Origin of the sequence: Bacillus sp. 0909A, from assembly GCF_036765115.1 — a bacterium.
Classification (GTDB): Bacteria; Bacillota; Bacilli; order Bacillales; family Bacillaceae; genus Bacillus; species Bacillus mojavensis.
The window spans coordinates 587,152-608,980 of sequence record NZ_JBAIZU010000003.1; the positions used below are offsets into that span (position 1 = coordinate 587,152).

Below are 21,829 nucleotides of genomic sequence, written 5' to 3' on the forward strand. Positions count from 1 at the left end.
CTGGGTTCACCCTTATTTACATGCAAGATTCGTACCAGTTTTTAAAACATACAAAAAAGAGGCTGATACCACATCAGCCCCTGATCATTTCTATTCCTATTAACGAGGGTCAATCACCAGCTGCGTTTCAGCATTTAAACTGCCGATTCCCAAACCGTTTACTACATCGCCTTTAATCGTGTAAGTGCCTGCGCGCGGAAGCGTTTTGCGCACCATCACGAGGTCAAATTCGGTTGCGCCTAACAAATCAAGCGTAAGCGGGAGTCTGACCGTTTTTCCATCGTTTAAAATCTGTGTTTCTTTCAGTGTTCTTCCATTTACAGAATCTCTTGTTGTCGCGTGGAATCCGTCAGGAAATTGAAACTCAACTGCTCCCAGAGAAAGCACTGCGTTTGGTTTATAAGTCACTTCAATATCTGAAGTTGTCCATTCTTTTGTACTGTTTATCGTTTTTGCCTCAATTGTTGCAGACTGCGCATGAGCTTGGCCTGAAGGAAGCAAGATTGATAGCAAGACAGCTGAACTGATGAAAAATGAAGATACGAATGAAGTTCTTTTTAACATGACAATTTCCCCCTCAAATCACTGTTGAATTTGGCCAGAGCGTCCTCTGCAGAAAAAGCATTTAACCGTAATTCGCGAATTACCAATTCTTTTTCTTAAAAATTAATCTATCATCAATTTCCATGGAAGTAAATGCTTTTTTAGGAATATTAACACTTAAATGAAAATAATAAATTCATCCCATGTTCACAAGATTCTAATAGACTGTTTTCGACCTGTATCTAGTAAAATATGCGCCTATTTTTTCTATCTTTTGTCCCGATAACAAAACAGGACAAAAAAAGTCGAAGATGCCTGATGATCTTCGATGGATAGCTGCTCTATGATCTATTTAAATTCGGTATTCCAGTTAAAACCGATTGTCTCATCATTCCATGGGATTCTTTTTTCATCGGGCTGATCAGAGTTATACGAGGTTGTTGTAAAATAGATAATTGTCAGCGGCGTTTCGCCCAGCACTCTGTATCCGTGAGCGACGCCTTTTGGAATCAACAACAGCATCGGGTTGTCTTCTCCCATATAATAGACATCGGTTTCTCCTTTTGTTTCTGAATCCTCCCGCAGGTCGTAAAGGACAACCTGAGCGTGGCCGGTCGGGAAGAACCAGAGATCGTCCTGCTTCTCGTGATAATGAAACGCTTTAATCACACCCGGATAGCTTTTGGACCAAGACGCCTGCCCAAAATGCTCAAGGAGGTTCTCATCATCGCGAACCAGTTCAGCAAAAAAACCTCTGTCATCACAATGCTTTGTCAGTTTCTTAACTTTGACTCCTTCAATCACAAGCACTGCTCCTTTCCTGCAAATATTCCCGTAAAGCATCCCGCCAATGACGCGGTCGTATGCCGGCTTCTTCAATAGCCCTGTGGCTCAGCACAGAGTAAGCCGGCCGGGGTGTCGAATTCCCATATTCTTCTGTCGTTACAGGTGTAATCGTTGTGTTCAGCCCGCTTTCTTCCATAATAGCCTTTGCAAACTCATACCAGCTGCATATGCCTGAATTGCTGACATGGTAGATGCCCGGCGGATGGCTGAACAGCTTGATGACCGCTTCCGCCAAATCCTTCGTATAGGTCGGCGAGCCGATTTGATCGTTCACAACCCGCAGCTCTTGTTTTGTTTCAGCGAGCTTCAGCATCGTATGAACAAAATTGCTGCCGCTTGGTCCGTACACCCACGATGTTCTGATGATCGTGCTGTCTGTTCTTGCTAACTGGATCAGCTCTTCTCCGAGTTTTTTACTTTTGCCGTAGATGGTGTTCGGGTCGAGGTGGTCGTCTTCCCTGTATGGCTGGGTCCCCTTCCCGTCAAACACATAATCCGTGCTGATATGAACATATTGCGCTCCGATGCGGGCTGACTCCAGCGCTGTGTAGTAAGCGCCAATACCGTTGATCAAGTATGCTTTATCCAGCTCCGTCTCGCATTTGTCGACGGACGTAAACGCGGCGGTATTGACCACGATATCCGGCTGATAATGCCCGAACGAATGCCGTACAGAACGCTGATCGGCGATGTTCATCATCTGCTTTGTTAACGCAATGACCTCATATCCGGCTTGCTTCAGCTGCCGGCACAGCTCCATGCCAAGCTGCCCGCTCGCACCGGTCACCAATACCTTTGTCAATCGGATCACCTTCTCATCGGTCATTGTCTGTATACCAGCGAATCGTACGCGCAATACCTTCTTCAAACGGCACTTCCTGCCGCCAGCCAAGCTCATTTTTCAGCTTTGACGCATTGATCGCGTAGCGCCGGTCATGCCCTTTCCGGTCTTCCACGTGAGCAAACAATTCCTCACAGCCCAAATGTTTCATGATGATACTCGCCAGCTCTTTATTCGTGCGTTCATTTCCGCCGCCGATATTATAGACCTCACCGTTTGTTCCTTTTTCTAAAATCAGCTTGATGGCGCGGCAATGGTCCTCTGCAAAAAGCCAGTCTCTGATCTGAAGCCCGTCGCCGTAAAGCGGAACCGGCAGACCTTGTTTTGCATGGCGGATAATCGTCGGGATCATTTTTTCACTATGCTGATAAGGGCCGTAATTGTTGCTGCATCGTGTAATAATAGCCGGGAGCTTGTGCGTTTTCACATACGATAGCACAAGCAGGTCAGAGCTCGCTTTGCTCGCGGAATAAGGGTTGTTAGGAGAAAGCGGCGTTGCTTCCGTAAATGCGGGATCATTCGCTTCTAAATCCCCGTACACCTCGTCTGTTGAAATATGAATCAGCTTTTTGGCTTTTCCTTGTAAGACTGCCTCCGCCAGACGGTATGTGCCCAAGACATTCGTTGTGATAAACGGCTCCGCTTGGGAGATGCTTCTGTCTACATGCGATTCCGCGGCGAAATGAATCACGGCGTCATAGGTCTCGTCAAACGCCCGGTCAATATCCTCTTGAATGCTGATATCCCCTTTTACAAACCGAAACCGGCTGTTTCCCTTTAGTTTTTCGATTTCCTGCGGGTGGCTGGCATACGTTAATTTATCTAGAACGGTAATGCGCGCATCCGTTTCCTTCAGCATGAGCTTTGTAAACGTGAGCCCTATGAATCCGGCCCCGCCTGTAATGAGATATGATTTTGCCATAGCTATTCGTCCTGTCCTTTCTGTAAAGCCTGATGTACCAGCCGGGAGGCGAGATAAAGCGATTCGTGTGTTCCTGCATCGATCCACCAGCCCGATAACACATCATACGTCAGCTTGCTGTTTTCAATGTATAAATTATTTACATCAGTGATTTCCAGCTCGCCGCGCTTTGATGGTGATATTTGTTCAATATAAGAAAACACTTCTGCATCATACATGTAAATGCCGGTTACACAAAGGTTGGTCGGCGGATTTGCAGGCTTTTCAATAATGGATCGAATTTGTTTGTTTTTTTCGTCAATCTCAGCAATTCCAAAACGCTCTGGATCATCCACTTCTTTCAGAAGCACCTTCGCCCCTTTTCCCTGCTGTTGAAATCGCTCCGTATAAGGCTTTAATGAATCTTCAAAAATATTATCACCTAATAATAAAATGAAAGGCTTCTTTCCGGTAAAGCGTTTTGCATACGATAACCCATCTGAAATTCCAGAGGCGGCGGGCTGCACTTGATAAGTGACGGAGACGCCAAGCTCCTCCCCGCTTCCAAGCAGCTTATAAAACTGAGGCATGTGCTCTTTTTGGCTGATAAGTAAAATCTCTTTAATTCCGGCTTCCTCGAGCTTCATTATCGACCAGTAAATCATCGGATAAGGGCCAACAGGAAGCAAATGCTTGTTGACGGCTTTGGTTAAGGGCATAAGGCGTGAGCCGTTTCCTCCGGCTAAAATGACACCTTTCACATTAACACTTCCTTACATGCATTTTTATATCTTATCATCAAGCAAATCATAATGGATGGGTGATACCCGGTTCATTCCTTTTCCATTTACGAGCGGCAGTTTGATAGAGGACTGAGACCAAGTGATAGTCTTCTGGCCGCCGTTTTGTTGACTTAAAACATTTGAAATTTAACGAATTTAATGACATCCCCACCCGCTTCCGACGCGGCATCAATCCGTGCAAAGGCCTGATCCCATTTTCCGTCATGATTAATTCCTTTCGTCTCAAGACTATTAAAAACGGGAGCGTGCTTGCCGACAGTTTTGTTCGCGATCTAAAAACCCGGCATTATTTCGCCTTCTTGCCCGGCCAAATGTGGTAATTATAATACGCTTGAACAGCGGTAAATCCCATTCTTTCATATAGTCGGATCGCTCTTACGTTATGAAGCTGCGTCCCCGCTGTTACCGTTTTATGCTTCAATGTCTTCGGTTGTTCTATGAGATGCGCCAATAAATGAAACGCGACACGCTTGCCTTCATACCCCGGCTTCACAGCCATCAAATCAAGCACATACTCATCACCTTTTGATAAACCTTGCAGGTAACCGATCATCTCTCCATTATATTTAGCAGCAATATTGATATCTGCTCTCCCCGTCAGATTGTTTCGTGTCCACTCTTGAAAGATGTTGTTCGCCGCCTCACGGCTAAGATAAGGATCGTGAAAATATCTGCTTTTCGCAAATGCATCTCTGGCTAACTGGCAAATCTCTTCGGTGTCTTCAGGCTCAGGCTGAACCAATTCAAAAAATGGCGGCGTTTTTTCATATGGAGACGGAGTGTTCGTCAGTTTAAGCAAACTGCCGACAAAATAAGAGGATGGCTGCTGCTGAATGACATGTACTGCTCCAATATCCTCTGCCGGTACACGCACAAACACAAAATCTGTTTCATCCATTTGCCGAACAGAATACAAGGCCTGAAACAGCTGTTTTAGCTGCCCTGTGCTGTTGGCCGCGAGAAGCTTTACGTTCATGACTTTTTTCTGAAGCATTTTGCTTTCCCAAAGGGCGTCTTCATACAGCATCACGCCTTGAAGCTGACTGTTTTCATACAGGCCGAGCGAAAATTGATACGATCCGTCAAGCGTCATCTGTTTGCTTTGGAGAAATTCCATGATCGCCTCTTGGGAAACACTCTCTTTTATCGTATACACCTAACCAGCCCCTTTTGCGGTGTCCCGCACGGCCTCAATCACACCGTTGACAACTTCGTCAGACCTTGATGGATACAGCGGGAGTGACAGGGTGCGTTTGTAATTATTCATGGCGCGCGGGTAGTCTGTTTCCTTAGACCCAAATTGCTTTTGATCATACGGATGAATATGCACTGGGATAACATGAACACTGTGTGCCGATATTGTATTCATCCTTTAAAGCCGTAAACATCTCATTCCGAGTGACACCGGCCTGCTTTCCATTGGCTTGCAGGACATATACATGCCAGGCGTACCGGCCTTCATTGTGAACAGACGGCGTGATCAGCTCTGACAAACGCGGCAATGTTATTCAGAATGATTCCGCCTGTAATCAACCCCTGTTTTCGCTTCCAGTGCCGAAAACAAGGCGAGAGTCGACTCAGTAACCGGGTAATTGGAAGCCGTAAATGATTGACGCGCCGCTTCTGCCCTCTGATACACGGCGGGATTTCGAAGAACCTCAATCAGGGTATGCGCCAATTCCTCCGGCTTTTCAAATATAAAATTGCCAAGAGACTCGTAATACGGGTACGTGCGGTTTCCGGTCGATTTTCCGATTAGTGCGGGTTTTTGAAACAGCATGGCCTCAAGACCCACCGTTGAGGTTTGCGTTACAGCGGCGTCAGAATACGCCAGGATATCGTACAGATCCATCTCTTTTTTGATGATTCTGCATGCTTTATGTTTTTTTGCCGCCGCATGATATATATCCAGCTTGTTTTTTCCGATTTCCCAAGGGTGAGGTTTAATGATGATTTGCAGTTGTTTTTGCGTGGAAAGCTCATCTAACACACTTGAATAAAATTCCTCCGAGAAGGGCTGTGTCGCGATCAAAACGATTTTTTTAGACGGATGAAAGGCCAGCTTTCGATAAAATACTGACATGTCCATAGGTGTCCTGTTAAAAATTTCGTCAAAGCGGGGATGTCCCGTTATGAGAATCTGTTCTGGTTTGCAGCCTTTTTGCTGATACCAGCCAGCTTCATACGCGCCAAAAACAGCCTGATAGGTTGTAAAAACGGGCAAGAAGGCTTCATCTCCCATCAGCGCTCCATGCTGAAGGCAGATGCTCACGGCCCCTCTCCTTTCGCACATAAGAGCGAGCACCCTGCTGTAAATGTCTTCTGTCGTTCCAACAACAACTGCAGAAATGTTCTCTTTGGTGAATAAAGCATCTACTGTGTCAATGGCTTCCATGAACAAAGGAATATCCTTGAAAAGCCGTTCACGAAATGCTTGATCACCGAATGCCGGGTGGTCATCATAAGCCGAAAGAATTGAAAAAGCTTTTTCAAGATACGGCTTTGGATCGCCTTTTTCACAAGAAGCGGCCACTTCAGGCTTGCTGATCACAGGCAAATCGCAATAATTTGGCTTACTCCATCTTGCCAAAACAGCAGTTTTCTCAGGATCAAATTGGTAGTAATTATCGTTTGCAAAACGAAGGTGATCAAAATGCAAGATCACTTTTCCCTTAACGGGCGCGTCATTTGTTTTGGCAATGCTCTGTTTTTTCTCTTCAAAGAACGTCTGAATCTGACCTTCATCGATATGCTGCTCGGCAGGTCCGAATAATTCCGGTTCTTCTTCCATCATCACTCTCAGCTCAGGGCTGATGTATTGGTAAAAATTACTGATAAGCCCGAGCGGAATCCCTTTGTAGCGAAGCCTGTCAAAAAGTTCCGCATACTTCCGGTACAGCATCCAATAATTGCTTAAATAGGCCGACAAACTCTCACCCCATTCCAAGCTTTCTTAATGATTCACGCAGTTCGCGGCAGTTACGCTGCGGAGGAAGATTCCGTACGAACTCGTTTTTTTCTGACTCAAACAGCTGAAAATGAATGGATTGGTCTGTAATATAGTTCAGATCAAGCTCCTCGGCCAGCGGGTAAAACGGATAAAAATGATTGACTCTCCAAAAGAACCGGGCATCACCGATCCGATAAAACGCCGGGCTTTCATCCCAATAAGAGCCAAACGCCTCCTTCACCTTCTCAAGCACCGTATACCTGTGCATTACCGAGCAATGGTCAATTGCGCACGGGGCGTTCCACGTTACTTGACTGGCGGGCCTGACGGTTTCTTTTACAATGTCTTGATTCTCGTTTAAATGATAGGTTTTCGAACTTGAGTAGATCACAGCCTTTTCCGGGTGATCATCGAGTTCACGCACCATCTTTAACAGCCGATCCGGCATATAGATGTTGTCATCCGTCGCATAGGTGACATACTCACCCTCTGCCATCTCAATCGCTTGATTGATCAGCGCCGCGTATCTCGTTTTTTCCGTTCTCTCCTTCACTCCAGATACATCGCTTTGATAGAAATGCACACGGTTATCATTCAAAAAGGGACGTATTTCATTCAGCGTCTCTTCATTTGAATTGTCATCCATAATAAACAATTCAAAATCAGAAAAAGTTTGTGAGAGTATGCTTGAAATGGACTTTGCCACATAATCGCTTTTGTTATAGCTCGTCATTATCACTGAGACTTTCGGCAAATCCTACACCTCCTTCTTGAATTTTCACACCTGAAACTAACGTTATCTTATGTTGCTTAAGCGCAAGTTGCGCTAGGAAGACAGACTAATATGCGAAAAGATTGTGTACATCGATTGAAAAAACAGTGATCGGCCAGAGAAATCGGCACGCTCACTGTTCTTTTTTTCAGCATATTCCAAGCTTTGGCCTCATAAGGTGAAAGAGATAAAAATCGCACTAGCGAAGATCGTTTTTCATCGGGGGTGAGTCATCTCGGAGCGTTTATTTATACATCCGGAACATGTTCTGAATGGTTTTCATAAAAAGGAGGAACGATATGAAACCGAAAAAAAACCAATATCAGCAAATGCAGGGATATGATATGCAGGGGTATTCTCCTCAATTTGGCGCAAATCCGTATCCGCAGCCTCAAGGGCAAGGCCCGCAAATGCAAGGACCGCAAATGCAGACGATGGGACAAATGCAGCAAATGCCCATGCAGCAGGGGCAGCAGGGCTTCGGATTCCCCACTCAGCAGCAAGGCCAGGGCGGCGGGTTTCAAATTCCATCGGGGCAGACACCATCGGGCGGCCAAAACATTCCCGGCATGCTGCCTGTCGAGGAATCATACATCGAGAATATACTGCGCCTGAACAGGGGAAAAACGGCTACCATCTATATGACATTTGAAAACAGCAAGGAGTGGGGATCAAAGATATTCCGCGGCGTCATCGAGGCGGCGGGCCGGGATCACATTATTATCAGCGATCCGAAAACAGGAACCCGCTATCTTCTGCTGACGATCTATCTTGATTACGTCACCTTTGATGAAGAAATTGCATATACGTACCCATACTCGATGTCATCCTATTCACCAAGATAAAGAAAAAGCCAATCCTCATGATATGAGAGATTGGCTTTTTTTCTTTATAGATATTTGACAGCTGCGACAACGATCATGATCCAAGAAATAATGAACGCCACACCGCCGAGCGGCGTGATTGCCCCAAGAATGGAAATTTGCGTCACGCTGAGGATGTATAAGCTTCCGGAAAACAGCACAATCCCCGCAAACATCAGCCAGCCGGCTGTTGTGACACTGCCGATGCCGGATAATTTATCAGCGAGAAACGCGACAACAAAAAGCCCCAGCGCGTGATACATATGATACTGCACGCCTGTGTGCCAAACCTGAAGATATTTATCGGGAATTTTCCCTTCTAATCCGTGTGCGCCAAATGCCCCGAGTCCCACGGCAAGCATGGCATTAATAGCCCCTAATATGATAAATACTTTCATCTATTCTCTCCCGCCTTTTCGTTAAACTCCTATCAATTATCATATCGCACCTGTATGAAAATTCAATGTTTGTTCTCCGATGACACGAGATTGTCGGATTTTCTCCTGCGCCAAAGCTGAAACTGATCCATCACTATTGCAGCAAGCGTCCCTAAGACAAGCCCATTGCTTAACAGAGAAATAAACACCGGATGCATATCCTTTAATGCACTTCCCGGCACAAACATAATGCCCACACCTGTAAGCAGTGAAATGCCGATCACAGCCCGCACTCTTTTTAGCTCTGATGTCTCATAGGAATCAAATTCTGCAAACGCCAAACCAACCATTGCCGAAAACACAACAAAGTTTACCGCAAATCCAACGGGTGACGGCAGGCTCGCAAACGCATTCATAAAAAACGGAATCACGCTGATGAAAACGACCAGCATACTGCCGAGAACAAACGGCTTTTTAGAAGACATCTTGGTTGTTTCAATAAAACCTGCGGCTCCCGAAATCGGAACCGGTGCAATGGCTCCAGACAAACCGCTCAGAAAATGACTGAATGAAGCCGCAAATCCGGCATGGCGCTCATGACGCTTCCCATCCGTCTGTTTCCCGAATTTTTTCACCGCAATGTCCACAACCTTCATACTTGCCAGCATGTTAACGATCAGCAGAATCGTAATAAAAACCGATGTGATGGCTAGGCCGCTGTTAAATAACGGGGCACCGAACGGCAACAGTGATGGCAGCTGAAACAGCCGATCCGGCCATTCGATCGGTTTTGCAACGCCCGCAGCCGCAAACAGCACCCATCCGCCGAAAAGAGCCAATAAAATAGAATATTGCTTTAAAAAAACGATATTAGAATTTGACATGATAAAAGCCGCGGCGACGACAACCAGCGCCAGGCCAAATACAAGACCATCCACACTGTCTTTTAAATAGCCGATGCCAAGAAGCCCTTTTATAATCGGCTGGCTCAGCTGCATGACGAGCAGCAGCAAATAGACCCCTGTCACAACCGGAGTAAACAAGGCAGCAAGCCGATCAATGACCTTGAAGACACTTAACAAAAAGAAACATACAGCGCTTACAAGAAGCGCCCCCTGCAAGCCGCGCAGTGTCTCGCCATATGTCGCAAACACCGTTCCGGTCAGGCCGCCGTAGATTGTGTACACTCCCCACCACAAGCCGGCAGGGCTTTCATTTATAGGCAGCCGGTGTCCTTTCAAACACTGAATAACTGCGGCAATTCCCAATACAAAAAAAGTGCTTTGAATCAGCCGTGCAGAATCTGAATGATCCAGATGAAACGATTGGGCAACCGCCACCGGAACAACAATCGCCGCGGCAATCATAAACGCTGCCCATTGCAGAGCGCCAAGAACCAATTTCACGTAAGCTCAACCTTTCTGATTAAAAATCAAATAAAGACTCTCCGTTTCCATCCTCTTCCTGCTTATCTTTTTCCTGCTTCCGATACTTGTTTAATCCGGCGCTGCCCATCATTTTTTCCATCAGCAGCTGGTCTGTCGAAGGCGGCGCCGACGGACTTGCCGTAACACTCGGCTGAATGCGCGGCGTGCTCCCCGTCTCCGGCTGATCCAGCACGACGTCGCACAAAGAACGGACGACCGCCACGTGGCGCTTCAGCTCCTCATCAGATTCGGCCGTCTTTGCTTTCTTCAATTCTTCTTCCATCTTCTGAATCAAAGCGGATATATGAATGTTCATAAAAAATCCTCCAAAAATAAAATGTAGTCTCCCTGCATTTTATCAAATTCCTGCCGCAAACGCAGATATGAGTTTGTTATTTTTTCTGACAGGAATCTCGTATTTGACAAGCAGAAGCCAATTTTCACATAATGAATCACCATGACCTGCAGGAAGGAGAGAGATTATGAACAGCATCCCCTCGATTGTCAGCAGCCATCAAGCATTTTTCGCGGCAGGGCATACGAAATCAATTGACTCAAGACTGGACGTCTTAAAGAAGCTGAAACACACCATCAAAGCGTATGAAGCGGACATCACAGCCGCTCTCTATCAGGATCTTCACAAATCTGAACAAGAAGCGTACACAACGGAAATCGGCATTGTTCTTGAGGAAATCAGCTTTGTGATGAAACGGCTGAAAAAATGGGCCAAGCCGAAAAGAGTCAAAACGCCATTGACCCATATCGGTTCCAAAAGTGTCATTTTCCCCGAGCCGTATGGCACCGTCTTAGTGATTGCGCCATGGAATTATCCCGTGCAGCTGGCGCTATCTCCGCTGATCGGAGCCATTGCGGCCGGAAACACGGTCGTTCTCAAACCCTCAGAATATACGCCAGCTGTTTCGTCTGTTCTTTCCGCTCTCATCCGTGACGTTTTTCCGGGTGATTATGTCGCTTTAGCGGAAGGCGGGCCGGACATCAGCACAGCTTTATTACAGCAGCCGTTTGACTACATATTTTTTACTGGAAGCGTCGCCGTAGGAAAAGTTGTCATGGAAGCGGCGGCCAAACAATTAATTCCCGTCACCTTAGAGCTCGGAGGAAAAAGTCCCTGCATCGTCCATAAAGATGCTGACATCAAGCTTGCCGCCAAACGCATCGTTTTTGGGAAATTTACGAATGCGGGCCAAACCTGCATCGCACCGGATTACTTGCTCGTTCACGAAGACATCAAAACAAAGCTTACGGACGAAATGAAGCGTGTCATTGGTGAGTTTTACGGACTGCAGCCCGAACTGAATCCGTCTTATGGCAAAATCGTCAGTGAACGCCACTACCAGCGGCTGCTGAGCTTTCTGAAAGACGGCGTCGCGCTAATCGGCGGCCAAGCAGACCACAGGCACCACAAAATAGCGCCGACCATTCTCGGCCAGGTCACAGATGATTCCCCAGTGATGCAAGAGGAAATTTTCGGACCCATTCTTCCGCTGTTTACATATCGCGGCATCGATGAAGTCATTGAGAAGGTCAAGTCGCGTCCCAAGCCGCTTGCCCTGTATGTGTTTACAACAAACCAAACAATTGAACGAGAGATAATAGAAAACCTGTCGTTTGGCGGCGGCTGTGTCAACGATACGTTGATGCATGTCGCGACACCGTATTTGCCATTCGGCGGCGTGGGAGAAAGCGGAATCGGCAGCTATCACGGATTTGACAGCTTTAACACATTTACGCACAAAAAAAGCGTCGTCAAGCAAACGAACCGCTTCGACTTCGCTTTCCGTTATCCATCATCCAAAAACGGCCTGCGTTTGATACGGAAAATACTCAAATAAAAAAGCGCAGGTCAACTGCGCTTTTTATAAATCCTTTATACACCAATCAATCGGAGCCTCCCCCATTTTCTCCAAGTAGGCATTTGCCCGCGAAAATGGCTTGCTGCCAAAAAATCCGTTTCTTGCTGAAAACGGGCTGGGATGCGTCGATTCAATAATAAAATGCTTGGACGTGTCGATCCGTTCTTTTTTCATTTGGGCATGCCGGCCCCACAGTATAAAAATAATCGGCCGCTCTCTTTCATTCAGCACGTCAATTATCCGGTCAGTCAGCTGCTCCCAGCCTTTTCCTTTATGGGAATTCGCCTGCCCGCGCCGCACTGTGAGCACGGTATTCAGCAAAAGAACCCCCTGCTTCGCCCAGCTGACGAGCGACCCGTGATTCGGTATGCTGCAGCCGATATCATCCTGAAGCTCCAGAAAAATATTTTTCAATGAAGGCGGCTGCTTCACACCCGGCTTTACGGAGAAGCTTAAGCCTTGAGCCTGTCCAGGCCCGTGATACGGGTCTTGACCGAGAATAACCACCTTGACATCATCGTACGGCGTGTAGTGCAGCGCATTAAAGATATCGCGGCTGTCCGGATAGATCGTCTCCTCCATGTATTCCCGCTTCAGCATTTCTCTCAGCTCTAGATAATACGGTTTTTCAAACTCTTCCTTCAGCTGTTCCCACCAGCTGTCCTGCAAAAGCTGTTTCAAGATGCAAACCTCCTTACGAACGATGAAGTCTGGAATAGACAGGTTTGCCATCCCAAACAATCTCACTTTGTGCTTCCCGCCTCTTCATGTCAGGCTCTTCAAGCAGGACGGCAAAGTTTTTCGTCGGCAGTTCCCCTAGTCCGTGCTTCTCACTTAAACGATCCAAATATTGCTTCCGCTTGGCGCCAAGGTCTGCGGACTGATTGTCTCCCGCGTCACTGAAGGCATATATTACACTGGCACAAGGCACACGCTTAACCCGGTAATCCTTCGCTGCACGCAAGTAAAAATCCCAGTCCCAATAATTGTGCACATCAGCATCGAAATACCCGATCTCATCGTGCAGGACACGTTTGTACATGCTGCCCGATGGCACGTATGTCGAGAACACTCTCATATCCTCATAATCAGCGGTATACGCAAATAACTTCCGTGAAACCGGATATCTTGTGCCTTCTCTCTCTTCAAACGATACAATTTCGGCATCAGAATGAACGAAATCTGCCGTTTCCATCTCCTTTGCCATTCTTTCCAGATGGCCCGGCGTGAAGAAATCATCATCATCACAAAGCATGATACAGTCGCCTGATACCTCTTTGACACCCGCATTTCTCGCTGCCACATGGCCTGAGTTCTTTTCTAAATCAATCACAGCAATCGGCAGCTCCGGATACAGTGCTTTGGCCTGCTCAACCGACTCCCCGGCATCATTGACAATAATGACTTCATACGGCTTCATAGTTTGCTGTGAAATCGACTCCAGCAGCTCACACAAAGCCGGAATCCGATTATAGGTCACAATTACGATAGAAATCTTCATGATGCTCTCCTTCTCATTTTCATAGTCATGTACTATTAAAACATATATTTGACGGGAGATCAGTGGGAATATCCTACCGATCTGTGAAATGGAAACTACAGAAACAGCAAAGTGACGCCTACCAGAAGCACCATAATCAGCATCAGCTCTCCACATACACGAACGACATCTTTCAGGCGGACGCCATTCGGCAGGACGAGATGCCATAGCTTAGATTGATAGACCGGCAGCAGCACCAATGCGTAAGAAAGGCACAAAAAAGTGAATGCCGGCGGAACAAAAGCACAGCCTGCATCGTCCCAATCTCTCACAATTTCAGAAACACTCGTTCCATCTGACAAGAACAAACCAATCAACAAGGCCAGCAAAACAAAGGACCCCAATTGAACATCAAACAGACGCATGCGTTGGTGGCAAGCAATCCAGAGTGCCCAAAACCAGCCAATAGAATAGAATAATAATAGAAAAACGATTGCACCAGCAGTAAAAACAACATCTGGCATCCTATCGAGCAAAAAAACAAGCGGTACGGACACAGCCATAACCAAAAGGATGGTGGCACCCACAAACAAAAATACAGCCACATGAATAACAAAACCATATAACCAAGAGCCGAGTCTCATGACAATCCCCCTTCATTACATAGAATTCCTATGTATATACCTAAAAAATCAGGCAAGCTGGCGCCTGCCAAAATAACAGCCTATTCGCCCGCACGCCGGAAATAACAGCGTAGCACAAGCACACGCCCCTATAAACCAAGGTGTCAGCAAGGATTGAAACAGCGCAGCAGGAACTAGATCAAACAGAAAAACAAACATAAAAATAACGTTCGGCACCATAGAAATAAGAATCGTATGTAAAACAAGCCGTTCACCGCGTTGCCCGAACTCCCTGACGCCTTGGTACCCAATCAGCACCCAATAGAGAATATAAGCAGCTAAAATCAGCCACACAGAAACAGAAATGCCTTTCCACACTGCATGAACAAAGGGAGATTCTAACCATGCATGCAATACTGTAATGGTAATACCTGCTGCAAATAAAGCACTATTGCAGAATAGATGGAATAATAAAAACGTACGGGCGGATACAGGCTGTTCTTTCTGAAAGTAAGATACAATCTCATCCGGTGTGCCAAATTCCCGAACCAAACATTCCATGGCTTCCGCCTCACTCTTCCCCTCTTGAATGGAGTAAAACAAGTGGTGTTCAATATGGTTTTCGATCTCTTCGATCATCGCTTCACTATCAGAAACCCCTTTAAGCCCGTTTTTCACTTTATATATATAAGTAGCTTTATCCATTCTGTCCGCCCCGCTTCAGCATTCGGTCCATCATAGCTGAAAACACGCTCCATTCCTTTGTGCGCTCTGCCAGGATCTCTCTGCCGTCTTCTGTAATCCGATAATACTTACGATCCGGGCCTTTCTCCTGCTTCTCCCAATATGAAGAAATATATCCTTGCCGTTCAAGTTTATGAAGGGAAGGATACAATGTTCCCTCTTTCATCTGCAGTTCATTATCGCTGCGGCTTCCCATCTCTTTTACAAGCTCATAGCCATACATCGGCCTCTCATTCAGGAGCGTTAATACCAATATCACAGTGCTGCCTTTAATCAGCTCACGATTTAACATGACAAAACCCCTACCTAGTTTTCTTATGTAGCATTTTACGAAATTACTCTGAAACTGTCAATTGATTCCTATAAACCTTTCGTATTGTGATAAGCAGAAAATCTAACTATAATGAGATATAAAACATTGATGGAGGTTCAACACATGTCTATGCATAAAGCTCTCACGATTGCCGGCTCCGATTCCAGCGGCGGCGCGGGAATTCAAGCTGATTTAAAAACCTTTCAAGAAAAAAACGTATATGGGATGACAGCCTTAACGGTGATCGTTGCAATGGATCCGAACAACAGCTGGGATCATCAAGTCTTTCCGATCGATCCAGACACGATTCGCCCACAGCTCGCAACGATTGTAGATGGCATTGGTGTGGACGCCATGAAAACGGGAATGCTGCCAACCGTTGAGATTATCGAGCTTGCGGCGAAAACGATCAAAGAAAAACAACTGCAAAACGTCGTGATTGATCCGGTTATGGTGTGCAAAGGGGCAAATGAGGTTCTTTACCCGGAGCACGCGCAAGCCCTGCGTGAACAATTGGCACCGCTCGCTACCGTGATTACGCCAAACCTGTTCGAAGCCAGCCAGCTCAGCGGCATGGGCGAATTAAAGACGATTGAAGACATGAAAGAAGCGGCGAAAAAAATCCACGCCCTCGGCGCACAATATGTTGTGATTACAGGCGGAGGCAAGCTGAAGCACGAAAAAGCTGTAGACGTTCTGTATGACGGAGAAACAGCGGAAGTCCTTGAAAGCGAAATGATTGATACGCCTTATACACATGGCGCCGGCTGTACGTTCTCCGCAGCGGTGACGGCAGAACTCGCGAAAGGCGCGGAAGTCAAAGAAGCAATTTACGCGGCAAAAGAATTTATTACTGCTGCGATTAAAGAGTCCTTCCCGCTGAATCAGTATGTCGGACCTACGAAGCATTCTGCTTTGCGCCTGAATAAGCAATCATAAACAAAATCGGCTGCCTTCCAGAGAGGCAGCCTTTTTTTATATTCTCGGAGATTTTTCACAGAAAAAACTGCCGATCACATCGGCAGCCTGTTTATTTGGTCTTTAAATTGTTCGCAGATGACCTCAAAAATGTCTCTATCGATTGAACAAAAAGTGCATATTCCTTCATTTGTTCATATGCCCGTGAAAGGGTTTCTGCCGCTTCACTATGTGGTGTTGTTCCCCGTAGCATTTTTTTCAGCTGAAGCAGCACATCCTTATATTCTTCCCGCTTATCCTCAACTTGATCCGCAGCCTTTTCTAAACATTCCGGTGTTATCTTCTGTTCATGTATATTCAAGAAAACAACTCCTTTTACAGAAAAAAATGTAGGTTATCGTTGAAGAATAGCACAGATGGCACAGATTTCACATAAGAAAAAAGAAGGATTTTCTACATAAGTGTCCAAATTCCGACTTTCATTTCAGATCTTCCGTTTGATCTCGCAGTCACTTCATCATTTCCCGGGAAAGGAAAATATCTTGCGCTGAATACCTCTTCCCCATGATTGATAAAGACTTCCACTGATGACGCATCGATAAACATGTGCACTGTGTGCAGATTGCTGATGCGGCAATGTCTCGCTTCTGTTTTTGTACCGTCAAAGCTTGTGCGCTCTAGTGTGATAAGCCCCTCTTCCTTCCGGAAAGAGAATGTGGCAGTGGCGCGGATATCGATTTCAAAACCAGACTCCGTATCAATGTCTTCAATCAAAATCTCAGCTCTTTCAGGATTTTCAACTGGCAGCGTACCAGACGATCCATACATGTTGATTTGAACTTCCTGCCCATTTTTCCGCATCGCTTTCAGCTCAGGAAGCGGCTGCTGTATCAGCTTCTCCCCTGATAGCGTCAGCTGTCTCGGCAGCGTCATACAGTGAATCCAGTGATAATCTTTCGTCGGATGATACTTCTCATCCTGATCAGGTACAGCCATCCACGCAAACAGTATCCGGCACCCCCGATCGTCTTCAAGTGTTTGCGGCGCGTAAAAATCAAAGCCTTGATCAAGCTCCGTAAACGCAGCATGCATCAGCCCCGTTTTTTCATAATCGAGCTGGCCTACAAAATATCCAGATTGATACACATTTTGATAACGATAGCCGTCAGCTTCAAGTCCTTGGGGCGAGACAATCAGCACATCGGAGCCTTGAAGAGAAAACAGGTCAGGACACTCCCACATATATCCGAAATCATTCAGTCCGTTGAGGCCGGCACCTGTTATCGGGCCGAGAAACGTCCACTCTGTCAGGTTATCGGAAGTAAACAAAACAGCTTGACCCTTCATGTTCTCGGTTTGCGCACCGATCACCATATACCATTTTCCTTCATGCTCCCACACCTTCGGATCACGAAAATGAGCTGTAAAGCCTTCAGGAAGACGGGCCACGACACCTTTTTTCTCAAAGGTCAGCCCATCGTCCGATACAGCAAGGCACTGATACGTTTCTCGATTCCCATCCTGGTCCCTGACATTTCCTGTGTAAAACAGATAGAGCCGGTCATCCTTGACAACAGCGCTGCCCGAGTAGCAGCCATTTTTATCAAACCAATCACTCGGAGCCAGCGCAATCTCTTCCCGCTTCCAACTCACAAAATCGCATGTCGTATAATGCCCCCAAAACTTTGCCCCGTGCCCCGTCTGAAACGGCTGCCACTGAAAAAACAAATGATAGACTCCCTTCCAATACACCACGCCATTTGGATCATTCAGCAAACCAACCGGGGGCATGATGTGAAAGTGCTGGCGATGCGGATCGCTGTCAGCAATATGTTCTTTCTTCTCAACTTCTTCATAAGCCCGGCGACGCAGCTCCTGATCATGTGCTGTCATTTTTTTCTCTCCTCATCTTCGTTAATTTTCATGACAAACGCCGCAATGAACGCTGATACTGCCGCAATAACCATTCCAATCATATAGTTTACTAGATTTCCAAATCCAAACGGTGCTGCAATGGCGATCATAGGAATGCCTGTTAACCCGTAAGCGTTTGCAGCAACATGTGTAAAGACGACATACGCGCCGCCCAACGCGCCTCCAATCATCGCGGCGATAAACGGCTTCCGGTAGCGAAGATTCACCCCGAAAATGACAGGCTCAGTAATGCCAAGAAAAGCAGAAAATGCCGCCGGAAGAGCGATTTCCTTCGTTTTTGCCTTTTTCGCTAAAAAGAAGACGGCAAGGCCGGCCCCGCCTTGGGCGACATTCGCCATAGACCAAATCGGCAATAAATAGTTCCTGCCAAGATCTGAAATAAGCCCCGCCTCAATCGCATGGAAGCTGTGATGAACACCTGTCAGGACGATCAGTGAATAGGTGCCTCCGAAAAGAAGGCCTGCGACAAAACCGGCATGATCATACACATATGTTAAAGCAACAGTAATACCGGAGCCAAGCGCTCTTCCTATAGGGCCGATGGCAATAAATGCGACAAATCCGGTGACAATGACAGTAACAAAAGGCGTAACAAGCAAATCGACCGCATGCGGAACCACTTTTCTTGTCCATTTCTCTACCTTGCTCATGACGTAAACTGCCAGCAGGACAGGGATGACGGTTCCCTGATAACCGAGGAGCGCGATATCAAACCCGAAAAGATGCATATAATCAGGTGACGCTTCCGCCAAACCCCATGGATTCAAAAGCGTGGGGTGGATCATGATTCCTCCGATTACCGCTCCTAAATACGGATTGCTTCCAAACTCTTTTGAAGCGCTGACCCCGATCAAAATCGGCAGGAAGATGAATGCCGCGCTTGAAAACATATCAAGGAGCTGCAGCAGCGCAGAGTCCTTACTCATCCAATGAAAGGCATTGATCATTCCCAATAAACCCATTAACAGGCCGCTGGCTACGATGGCTGGAATGATCGGAACAAAAATATTCGAAAGCGTTTTCGCAAATCTCGCTGCAGGATTCAGTTTCTCTTTAGCAGCATCCTGGTGATTCACATGTTCTTCACGCTCTACATCGGCTTCCTTAGAAAAAGCATCATACACTTTATTGACAAGGCCTGTTCCAAAAATAATCTGGTACTGGCCAGAGCTGCTGAAAGCGCCTTTGACGCCATCAAGCTCTTCTACTTGTGCTTGATTGATCTTTGATTCATCCTTAATCACTAAACGCAGTCTTGTCGCACAATGAGCCGCGCTGATAATGTTTTCTTGTCCCCCGAGAAGCTCAATGAGGCGTTTTGCAGTCTCTTTGTAATCCATCTTCTTCTCCCCCTTTTATAAACAAAAAAGACCTAAAATTCGCCAACGAATAAAGGACACAGCGATCCTTTTTCATTTACGCAAATTTTAGGTCTTGCCTGCTTTACCAGTCACAATCCCGCTTATTCAGATTGAGAATACGCTTTCATCATAAAACATGACAGCGTTTTCGTCAACTGTTTTTTAGTTAAAAAGTTTGATAGAACATGTAGACAAAAATTCGTAAAAATTATATGTGAAATACTTCACAATATCATGATATACTATGCTCATCTATCAAAGAAAGCAGGAAAAGACAATGGAAACGCAAGCATTGCAAAAGGTTGAACAGTATGCTTTAAGAAAACAAGACATATTCGTTTCGAGCAAAACCCGTTATGTGCTCAGATCCATTTTGGCCAGCATGTTTATCGGTTTTGGCATTACAGCCGCAAGCAAAACAGGAAGCTATTTCTCTATTGCCGACTCACCGTTTGCCTTTCCGGCTGCCGCTGTGACATTTGGAGCTGCGATTGTATTAATTGCCTACGGAGGCGGGGATTTATTCACCGGCAACACCTTTTATTTCACTTATGCCGCACTCCGGAAAAGAATCCGCTGGCACGATACCCTGTATCTGTGGGCTTTCAGCTATACCGGCAATTTGATCGGAGCCGTTTTATTTGCGATTCTTATCAGCGCAACCGGGCTTTTCGAGGGGGCATCCCATTCGTTTTTGATTCAATTGGCAGAGCATAAGATGGAGCCGCCGGTGTCAGAGCTGTTTTTCCGAGGAATGCTGTGCAATTGGCTTGTATGTCTCGCTTTTTTCATCCCGATGTCTCTCAAAGGAGAAGGAGCAAAGCTGTTTGCCATGATGCTTTTCGTTTTCTGCTTTTTTATTTCCGGCTTTGAACACAGCATTGCCAATATGTGCACATTTGCAATCTCACTTATGATTGATCACCCTGATACAGTCACACTGGCGGGAGCAGTCAGAAACTTAATTCCTGTTTCGCTCGGCAATCTGGCCGCAGGAATTGTGATGATGGGCTGGATGTATCACACGCTGAATGCCGATAAATAAAAAAACTTCCAGAGATCACTCCCTGCAAGTCAAAGCGGTTATTCCGAGAGATCTTGAAGACGCTGGACATGCAGCGTGATATAGCCGGCCTCGGACTCCGGCAAATGTAATTGATATTCATTTTTCAGAAACTCCGCCAGCTCCAGCGCACATTGATAGGCAAATGAATACTTTTTTTGGATGAAATAAAGCATCTCTTCGTCCATGACATGAAACGCTTCATTTGATTCCAACCGGCTGACCGCGTATCGCAAATGCGTGACAAGGCGTTGATAGGAAATGCTATTCTCATCCACCTTTCGATTAAAATAGTTTTCTATTTTCTCTATCATTTCTTTTATCATCGTTGTATGCTTCAGCGCTGAATACATACTCTCCGCATCCATCTTTGCCGTATGGATGTGAAGGGCAATATAACCCGCTTCATCTTCAGGCAGAGACACGCCCAATGTCTCTTTTACATGCCCGATCGCCCACAGGCCGATCTCGTATTCTTTTTTATAGAGCGCCTTTATCTCATGCAATAATTTATTTTGCACAAGCAGCCCATTTTGAATCCTTTCGATCGCAAAGGACAAATGGTCAGAAAGCGCGATATGAATATGGTCGCTCAGCGGCGCCGCGAGTTCCCCTTCCGCATAGCTGATGATATCCTCAGCTATATCAATATGCTCCTCCGGCAGCGTTTGCAGGATTTGTTTAAACTTTTCATTCTCGTCGTGCACGACAAATATCTTTTCTACTTTATTCATAGGGATAAGATCATTTTTCTTTTTTTGAAAAGCGATTCCCGGTCCCATCACAATTTTTTCCTGATCATCCTCTTTGATTAAAGCCGCATTGTTGTTTAATACTTTATAGATTTTCAAGAGGCTCTCTCTCCCGCCAATTAGCTTTTATGACTGGGATTTTACCTCCTTTTGACCGCCATGTAAAGATGCGGGCCGGCCCTCTCCTGCTTTGGCGATTCCTTGAAGGCTTGCAGACATCTTCTTTTATAGAGAGCGGCGGCTTTCGCTTTCTGTTTTTCTTCGTCATTCACAGCCATCCGCCATTCATAAAACGAAACCAGTCCCGCGGCTTGCACCGCCGCTTTTCTTTGATATGTACGCTGAGCCGAATAAATAGCGGCAGCCGCATGTTTTCGGTCCGGCGCCACCCAGTTCATCAAAAAGACCATCCACACCCGTAAAGATACAAGCAAACGTTTCAT

At 46.1% G+C, this 21,829-nt stretch carries 25 protein-coding genes and 2 pseudogenes; 4 read left to right on the top strand and 23 right to left on the bottom strand.

The features are described 5' to 3' along the window. Positions 1-99: 99 nt before the first annotated feature. The 10 genes and pseudogenes from bslB to spsA form a co-directional block, all read right to left on the bottom strand. A complete protein-coding gene (bslB, locus tag V6D42_RS13135; protein ID WP_010332321.1) occupies positions 100-564 on the bottom strand; it encodes a biofilm surface layer hydrophobin BslB in 465 nt (154 codons plus the stop codon). A 327-nt stretch (positions 565-891) separates the two neighbouring features. After that, complete coding sequence (locus V6D42_RS13140) at positions 892-1,347, bottom strand: dTDP-4-dehydrorhamnose 3,5-epimerase family protein (RefSeq protein WP_333513501.1); 456 nt, start codon at positions 1,345-1,347, stop codon at positions 892-894. Further along, a complete protein-coding gene (gene rfbD, locus V6D42_RS13145; RefSeq protein ID WP_333513502.1) occupies positions 1,340-2,191 on the bottom strand; it encodes a dTDP-4-dehydrorhamnose reductase in 852 nt (283 codons plus the stop codon). The genes V6D42_RS13140 and rfbD overlap by 8 nt, the downstream gene beginning before the upstream one ends. 13 nt (positions 2,192-2,204) lie before the next feature. Beyond that, a complete protein-coding gene (rfbB, locus tag V6D42_RS13150; RefSeq protein WP_333513503.1) occupies positions 2,205-3,152 on the bottom strand; it encodes a dTDP-glucose 4,6-dehydratase in 948 nt (315 codons plus the stop codon). 2 nt (positions 3,153-3,154) lie between these two features. Further along, positions 3,155-3,892, bottom strand: coding sequence for a sugar phosphate nucleotidyltransferase (locus V6D42_RS13155; protein WP_333513504.1), 738 nt, complete (start codon positions 3,890-3,892; stop codon positions 3,155-3,157). Between the two features lie 161 nt (positions 3,893-4,053). Further along, positions 4,054-4,206, bottom strand: a pseudogene (locus V6D42_RS13160) (N-acetylneuraminate synthase family protein); the annotation flags it as partial. Between the two features lie 14 nt (positions 4,207-4,220). After that, on the bottom strand, positions 4,221-5,090 hold the full coding sequence (locus V6D42_RS13165) for a GNAT family N-acetyltransferase (RefSeq protein WP_333513505.1): 870 nt from the start codon (positions 5,088-5,090) through the stop codon (positions 4,221-4,223). After that, a pseudogene (locus tag V6D42_RS13170) lies at positions 5,091-5,418 on the bottom strand (DegT/DnrJ/EryC1/StrS family aminotransferase); the annotation flags it as partial. A gap of 20 nt (positions 5,419-5,438) precedes the next feature. Further along, entirely contained in the window at positions 5,439-6,863 is a 1,425-nt protein-coding gene (locus V6D42_RS13175) for a CDP-glycerol glycerophosphotransferase family protein (protein WP_333513506.1), read from the bottom strand. 4 nt (positions 6,864-6,867) lie between these two features. Next, positions 6,868-7,638: a spore coat dTDP-glycosyltransferase SpsA gene (spsA, locus tag V6D42_RS13180; RefSeq protein WP_333513507.1), complete on the bottom strand. Its 771-nt coding sequence runs from the start codon at positions 7,636-7,638 to the stop codon at positions 6,868-6,870. 317 nt (positions 7,639-7,955) lie between these two features. Here spsA and gerQ point away from each other — a divergent pair, with 317 nt between their 5' ends. Further along, a complete protein-coding gene (gerQ, locus tag V6D42_RS13185) occupies positions 7,956-8,501 on the top strand; it encodes a spore coat protein GerQ (RefSeq protein ID WP_333513508.1) in 546 nt (181 codons plus the stop codon). A gap of 44 nt (positions 8,502-8,545) precedes the next feature. Here gerQ and V6D42_RS13190 read toward each other — a convergent pair whose 3' ends face one another. From V6D42_RS13190 to V6D42_RS13200, 3 genes are all read right to left on the bottom strand, one after another. After that, a complete protein-coding gene (locus V6D42_RS13190; RefSeq protein ID WP_010332332.1) occupies positions 8,546-8,917 on the bottom strand; it encodes a DUF423 domain-containing protein in 372 nt (123 codons plus the stop codon). A 62-nt stretch (positions 8,918-8,979) separates the two neighbouring features. Further along, positions 8,980-10,302, bottom strand: a complete 1,323-nt coding sequence (locus tag V6D42_RS13195) for a purine/pyrimidine permease (protein WP_333513509.1) — start codon at positions 10,300-10,302, stop codon at positions 8,980-8,982. A 19-nt stretch (positions 10,303-10,321) separates the two neighbouring features. Continuing rightward, positions 10,322-10,639 (bottom strand): YwdI family protein, encoded by a 318-nt coding sequence (locus V6D42_RS13200; protein ID WP_333513510.1) that lies wholly within the window; start codon positions 10,637-10,639, stop codon positions 10,322-10,324. Positions 10,640-10,805: 166 nt separating this feature from the next. Between V6D42_RS13200 and V6D42_RS13205 the strand changes: the two genes are divergently transcribed. Next, positions 10,806-12,176, top strand: coding sequence for an aldehyde dehydrogenase (locus tag V6D42_RS13205; RefSeq protein WP_333513511.1), 1,371 nt, complete (start codon positions 10,806-10,808; stop codon positions 12,174-12,176). A gap of 24 nt (positions 12,177-12,200) precedes the next feature. Here the strand turns inward: V6D42_RS13205 and V6D42_RS13210 are convergent, their stop codons facing one another. From V6D42_RS13210 to V6D42_RS13230, 5 genes are all read right to left on the bottom strand, one after another. Then, positions 12,201-12,878: a uracil-DNA glycosylase gene (locus tag V6D42_RS13210; RefSeq protein ID WP_268471588.1), complete on the bottom strand. Its 678-nt coding sequence runs from the start codon at positions 12,876-12,878 to the stop codon at positions 12,201-12,203. A 13-nt stretch (positions 12,879-12,891) separates the two neighbouring features. Next, entirely contained in the window at positions 12,892-13,698 is an 807-nt protein-coding gene (locus tag V6D42_RS13215) for a glycosyltransferase family 2 protein (protein WP_333513512.1), read from the bottom strand. A gap of 95 nt (positions 13,699-13,793) precedes the next feature. After that, entirely contained in the window at positions 13,794-14,321 is a 528-nt protein-coding gene (locus V6D42_RS13220) for a hypothetical protein (RefSeq protein ID WP_333513513.1), read from the bottom strand. A 48-nt stretch (positions 14,322-14,369) separates the two neighbouring features. Further along, the gene (locus V6D42_RS13225) at positions 14,370-15,005 is read right to left on the bottom strand and encodes a permease prefix domain 1-containing protein (protein ID WP_333513514.1); all 636 of its coding nucleotides are present in this window, start codon (positions 15,003-15,005) and stop codon (positions 14,370-14,372) included. Then, positions 14,998-15,336, bottom strand: a complete 339-nt coding sequence (locus V6D42_RS13230; protein ID WP_010332341.1) for a PadR family transcriptional regulator — start codon at positions 15,334-15,336, stop codon at positions 14,998-15,000. Before V6D42_RS13230 ends, V6D42_RS13225 begins: the two co-directional genes overlap by 8 nt. Before the next feature lie 144 nt (positions 15,337-15,480). On the opposite strand from V6D42_RS13230, the gene V6D42_RS13235 reads away from it, so the two are divergent. Beyond that, complete coding sequence (locus tag V6D42_RS13235; RefSeq protein WP_333513515.1) at positions 15,481-16,296, top strand: bifunctional hydroxymethylpyrimidine kinase/phosphomethylpyrimidine kinase; 816 nt, start codon at positions 15,481-15,483, stop codon at positions 16,294-16,296. Between the two features lie 91 nt (positions 16,297-16,387). Here V6D42_RS13235 and V6D42_RS13240 read toward each other — a convergent pair whose 3' ends face one another. From V6D42_RS13240 to scrA, 3 genes are all read right to left on the bottom strand, one after another. Then, positions 16,388-16,636 carry a hypothetical protein gene (locus V6D42_RS13240; RefSeq protein ID WP_010332343.1) on the bottom strand — a complete coding sequence of 83 codons (249 nt, stop codon included), beginning with the start codon at positions 16,634-16,636 and terminating at the stop codon, positions 16,388-16,390. A 92-nt stretch (positions 16,637-16,728) separates the two neighbouring features. Next, positions 16,729-18,168, bottom strand: coding sequence for a sucrose-6-phosphate hydrolase (gene sacA / locus V6D42_RS13245; protein WP_333513516.1), 1,440 nt, complete (start codon positions 18,166-18,168; stop codon positions 16,729-16,731). Continuing rightward, positions 18,165-19,550 (bottom strand): PTS system sucrose transporter subunit IIBC, encoded by a 1,386-nt coding sequence (gene scrA, locus V6D42_RS13250; RefSeq protein WP_333513517.1) that lies wholly within the window; start codon positions 19,548-19,550, stop codon positions 18,165-18,167. The genes sacA and scrA overlap by 4 nt, the downstream gene beginning before the upstream one ends. A gap of 298 nt (positions 19,551-19,848) precedes the next feature. On the opposite strand from scrA, the gene V6D42_RS13255 reads away from it, so the two are divergent. Then, positions 19,849-20,616: a formate/nitrite transporter family protein gene (locus V6D42_RS13255; protein ID WP_333513518.1), complete on the top strand. Its 768-nt coding sequence runs from the start codon at positions 19,849-19,851 to the stop codon at positions 20,614-20,616. 38 nt (positions 20,617-20,654) lie between these two features. Here V6D42_RS13255 and sacT read toward each other — a convergent pair whose 3' ends face one another. Both sacT and V6D42_RS13265 read right to left on the bottom strand, forming a co-directional pair. Beyond that, complete coding sequence (gene sacT / locus V6D42_RS13260; RefSeq protein WP_010332347.1) at positions 20,655-21,485, bottom strand: sac operon transcriptional antiterminator SacT; 831 nt, start codon at positions 21,483-21,485, stop codon at positions 20,655-20,657. A gap of 41 nt (positions 21,486-21,526) precedes the next feature. Then, a complete protein-coding gene (locus tag V6D42_RS13265; RefSeq protein WP_010332348.1) occupies positions 21,527-21,829 on the bottom strand; it encodes a hypothetical protein in 303 nt (100 codons plus the stop codon).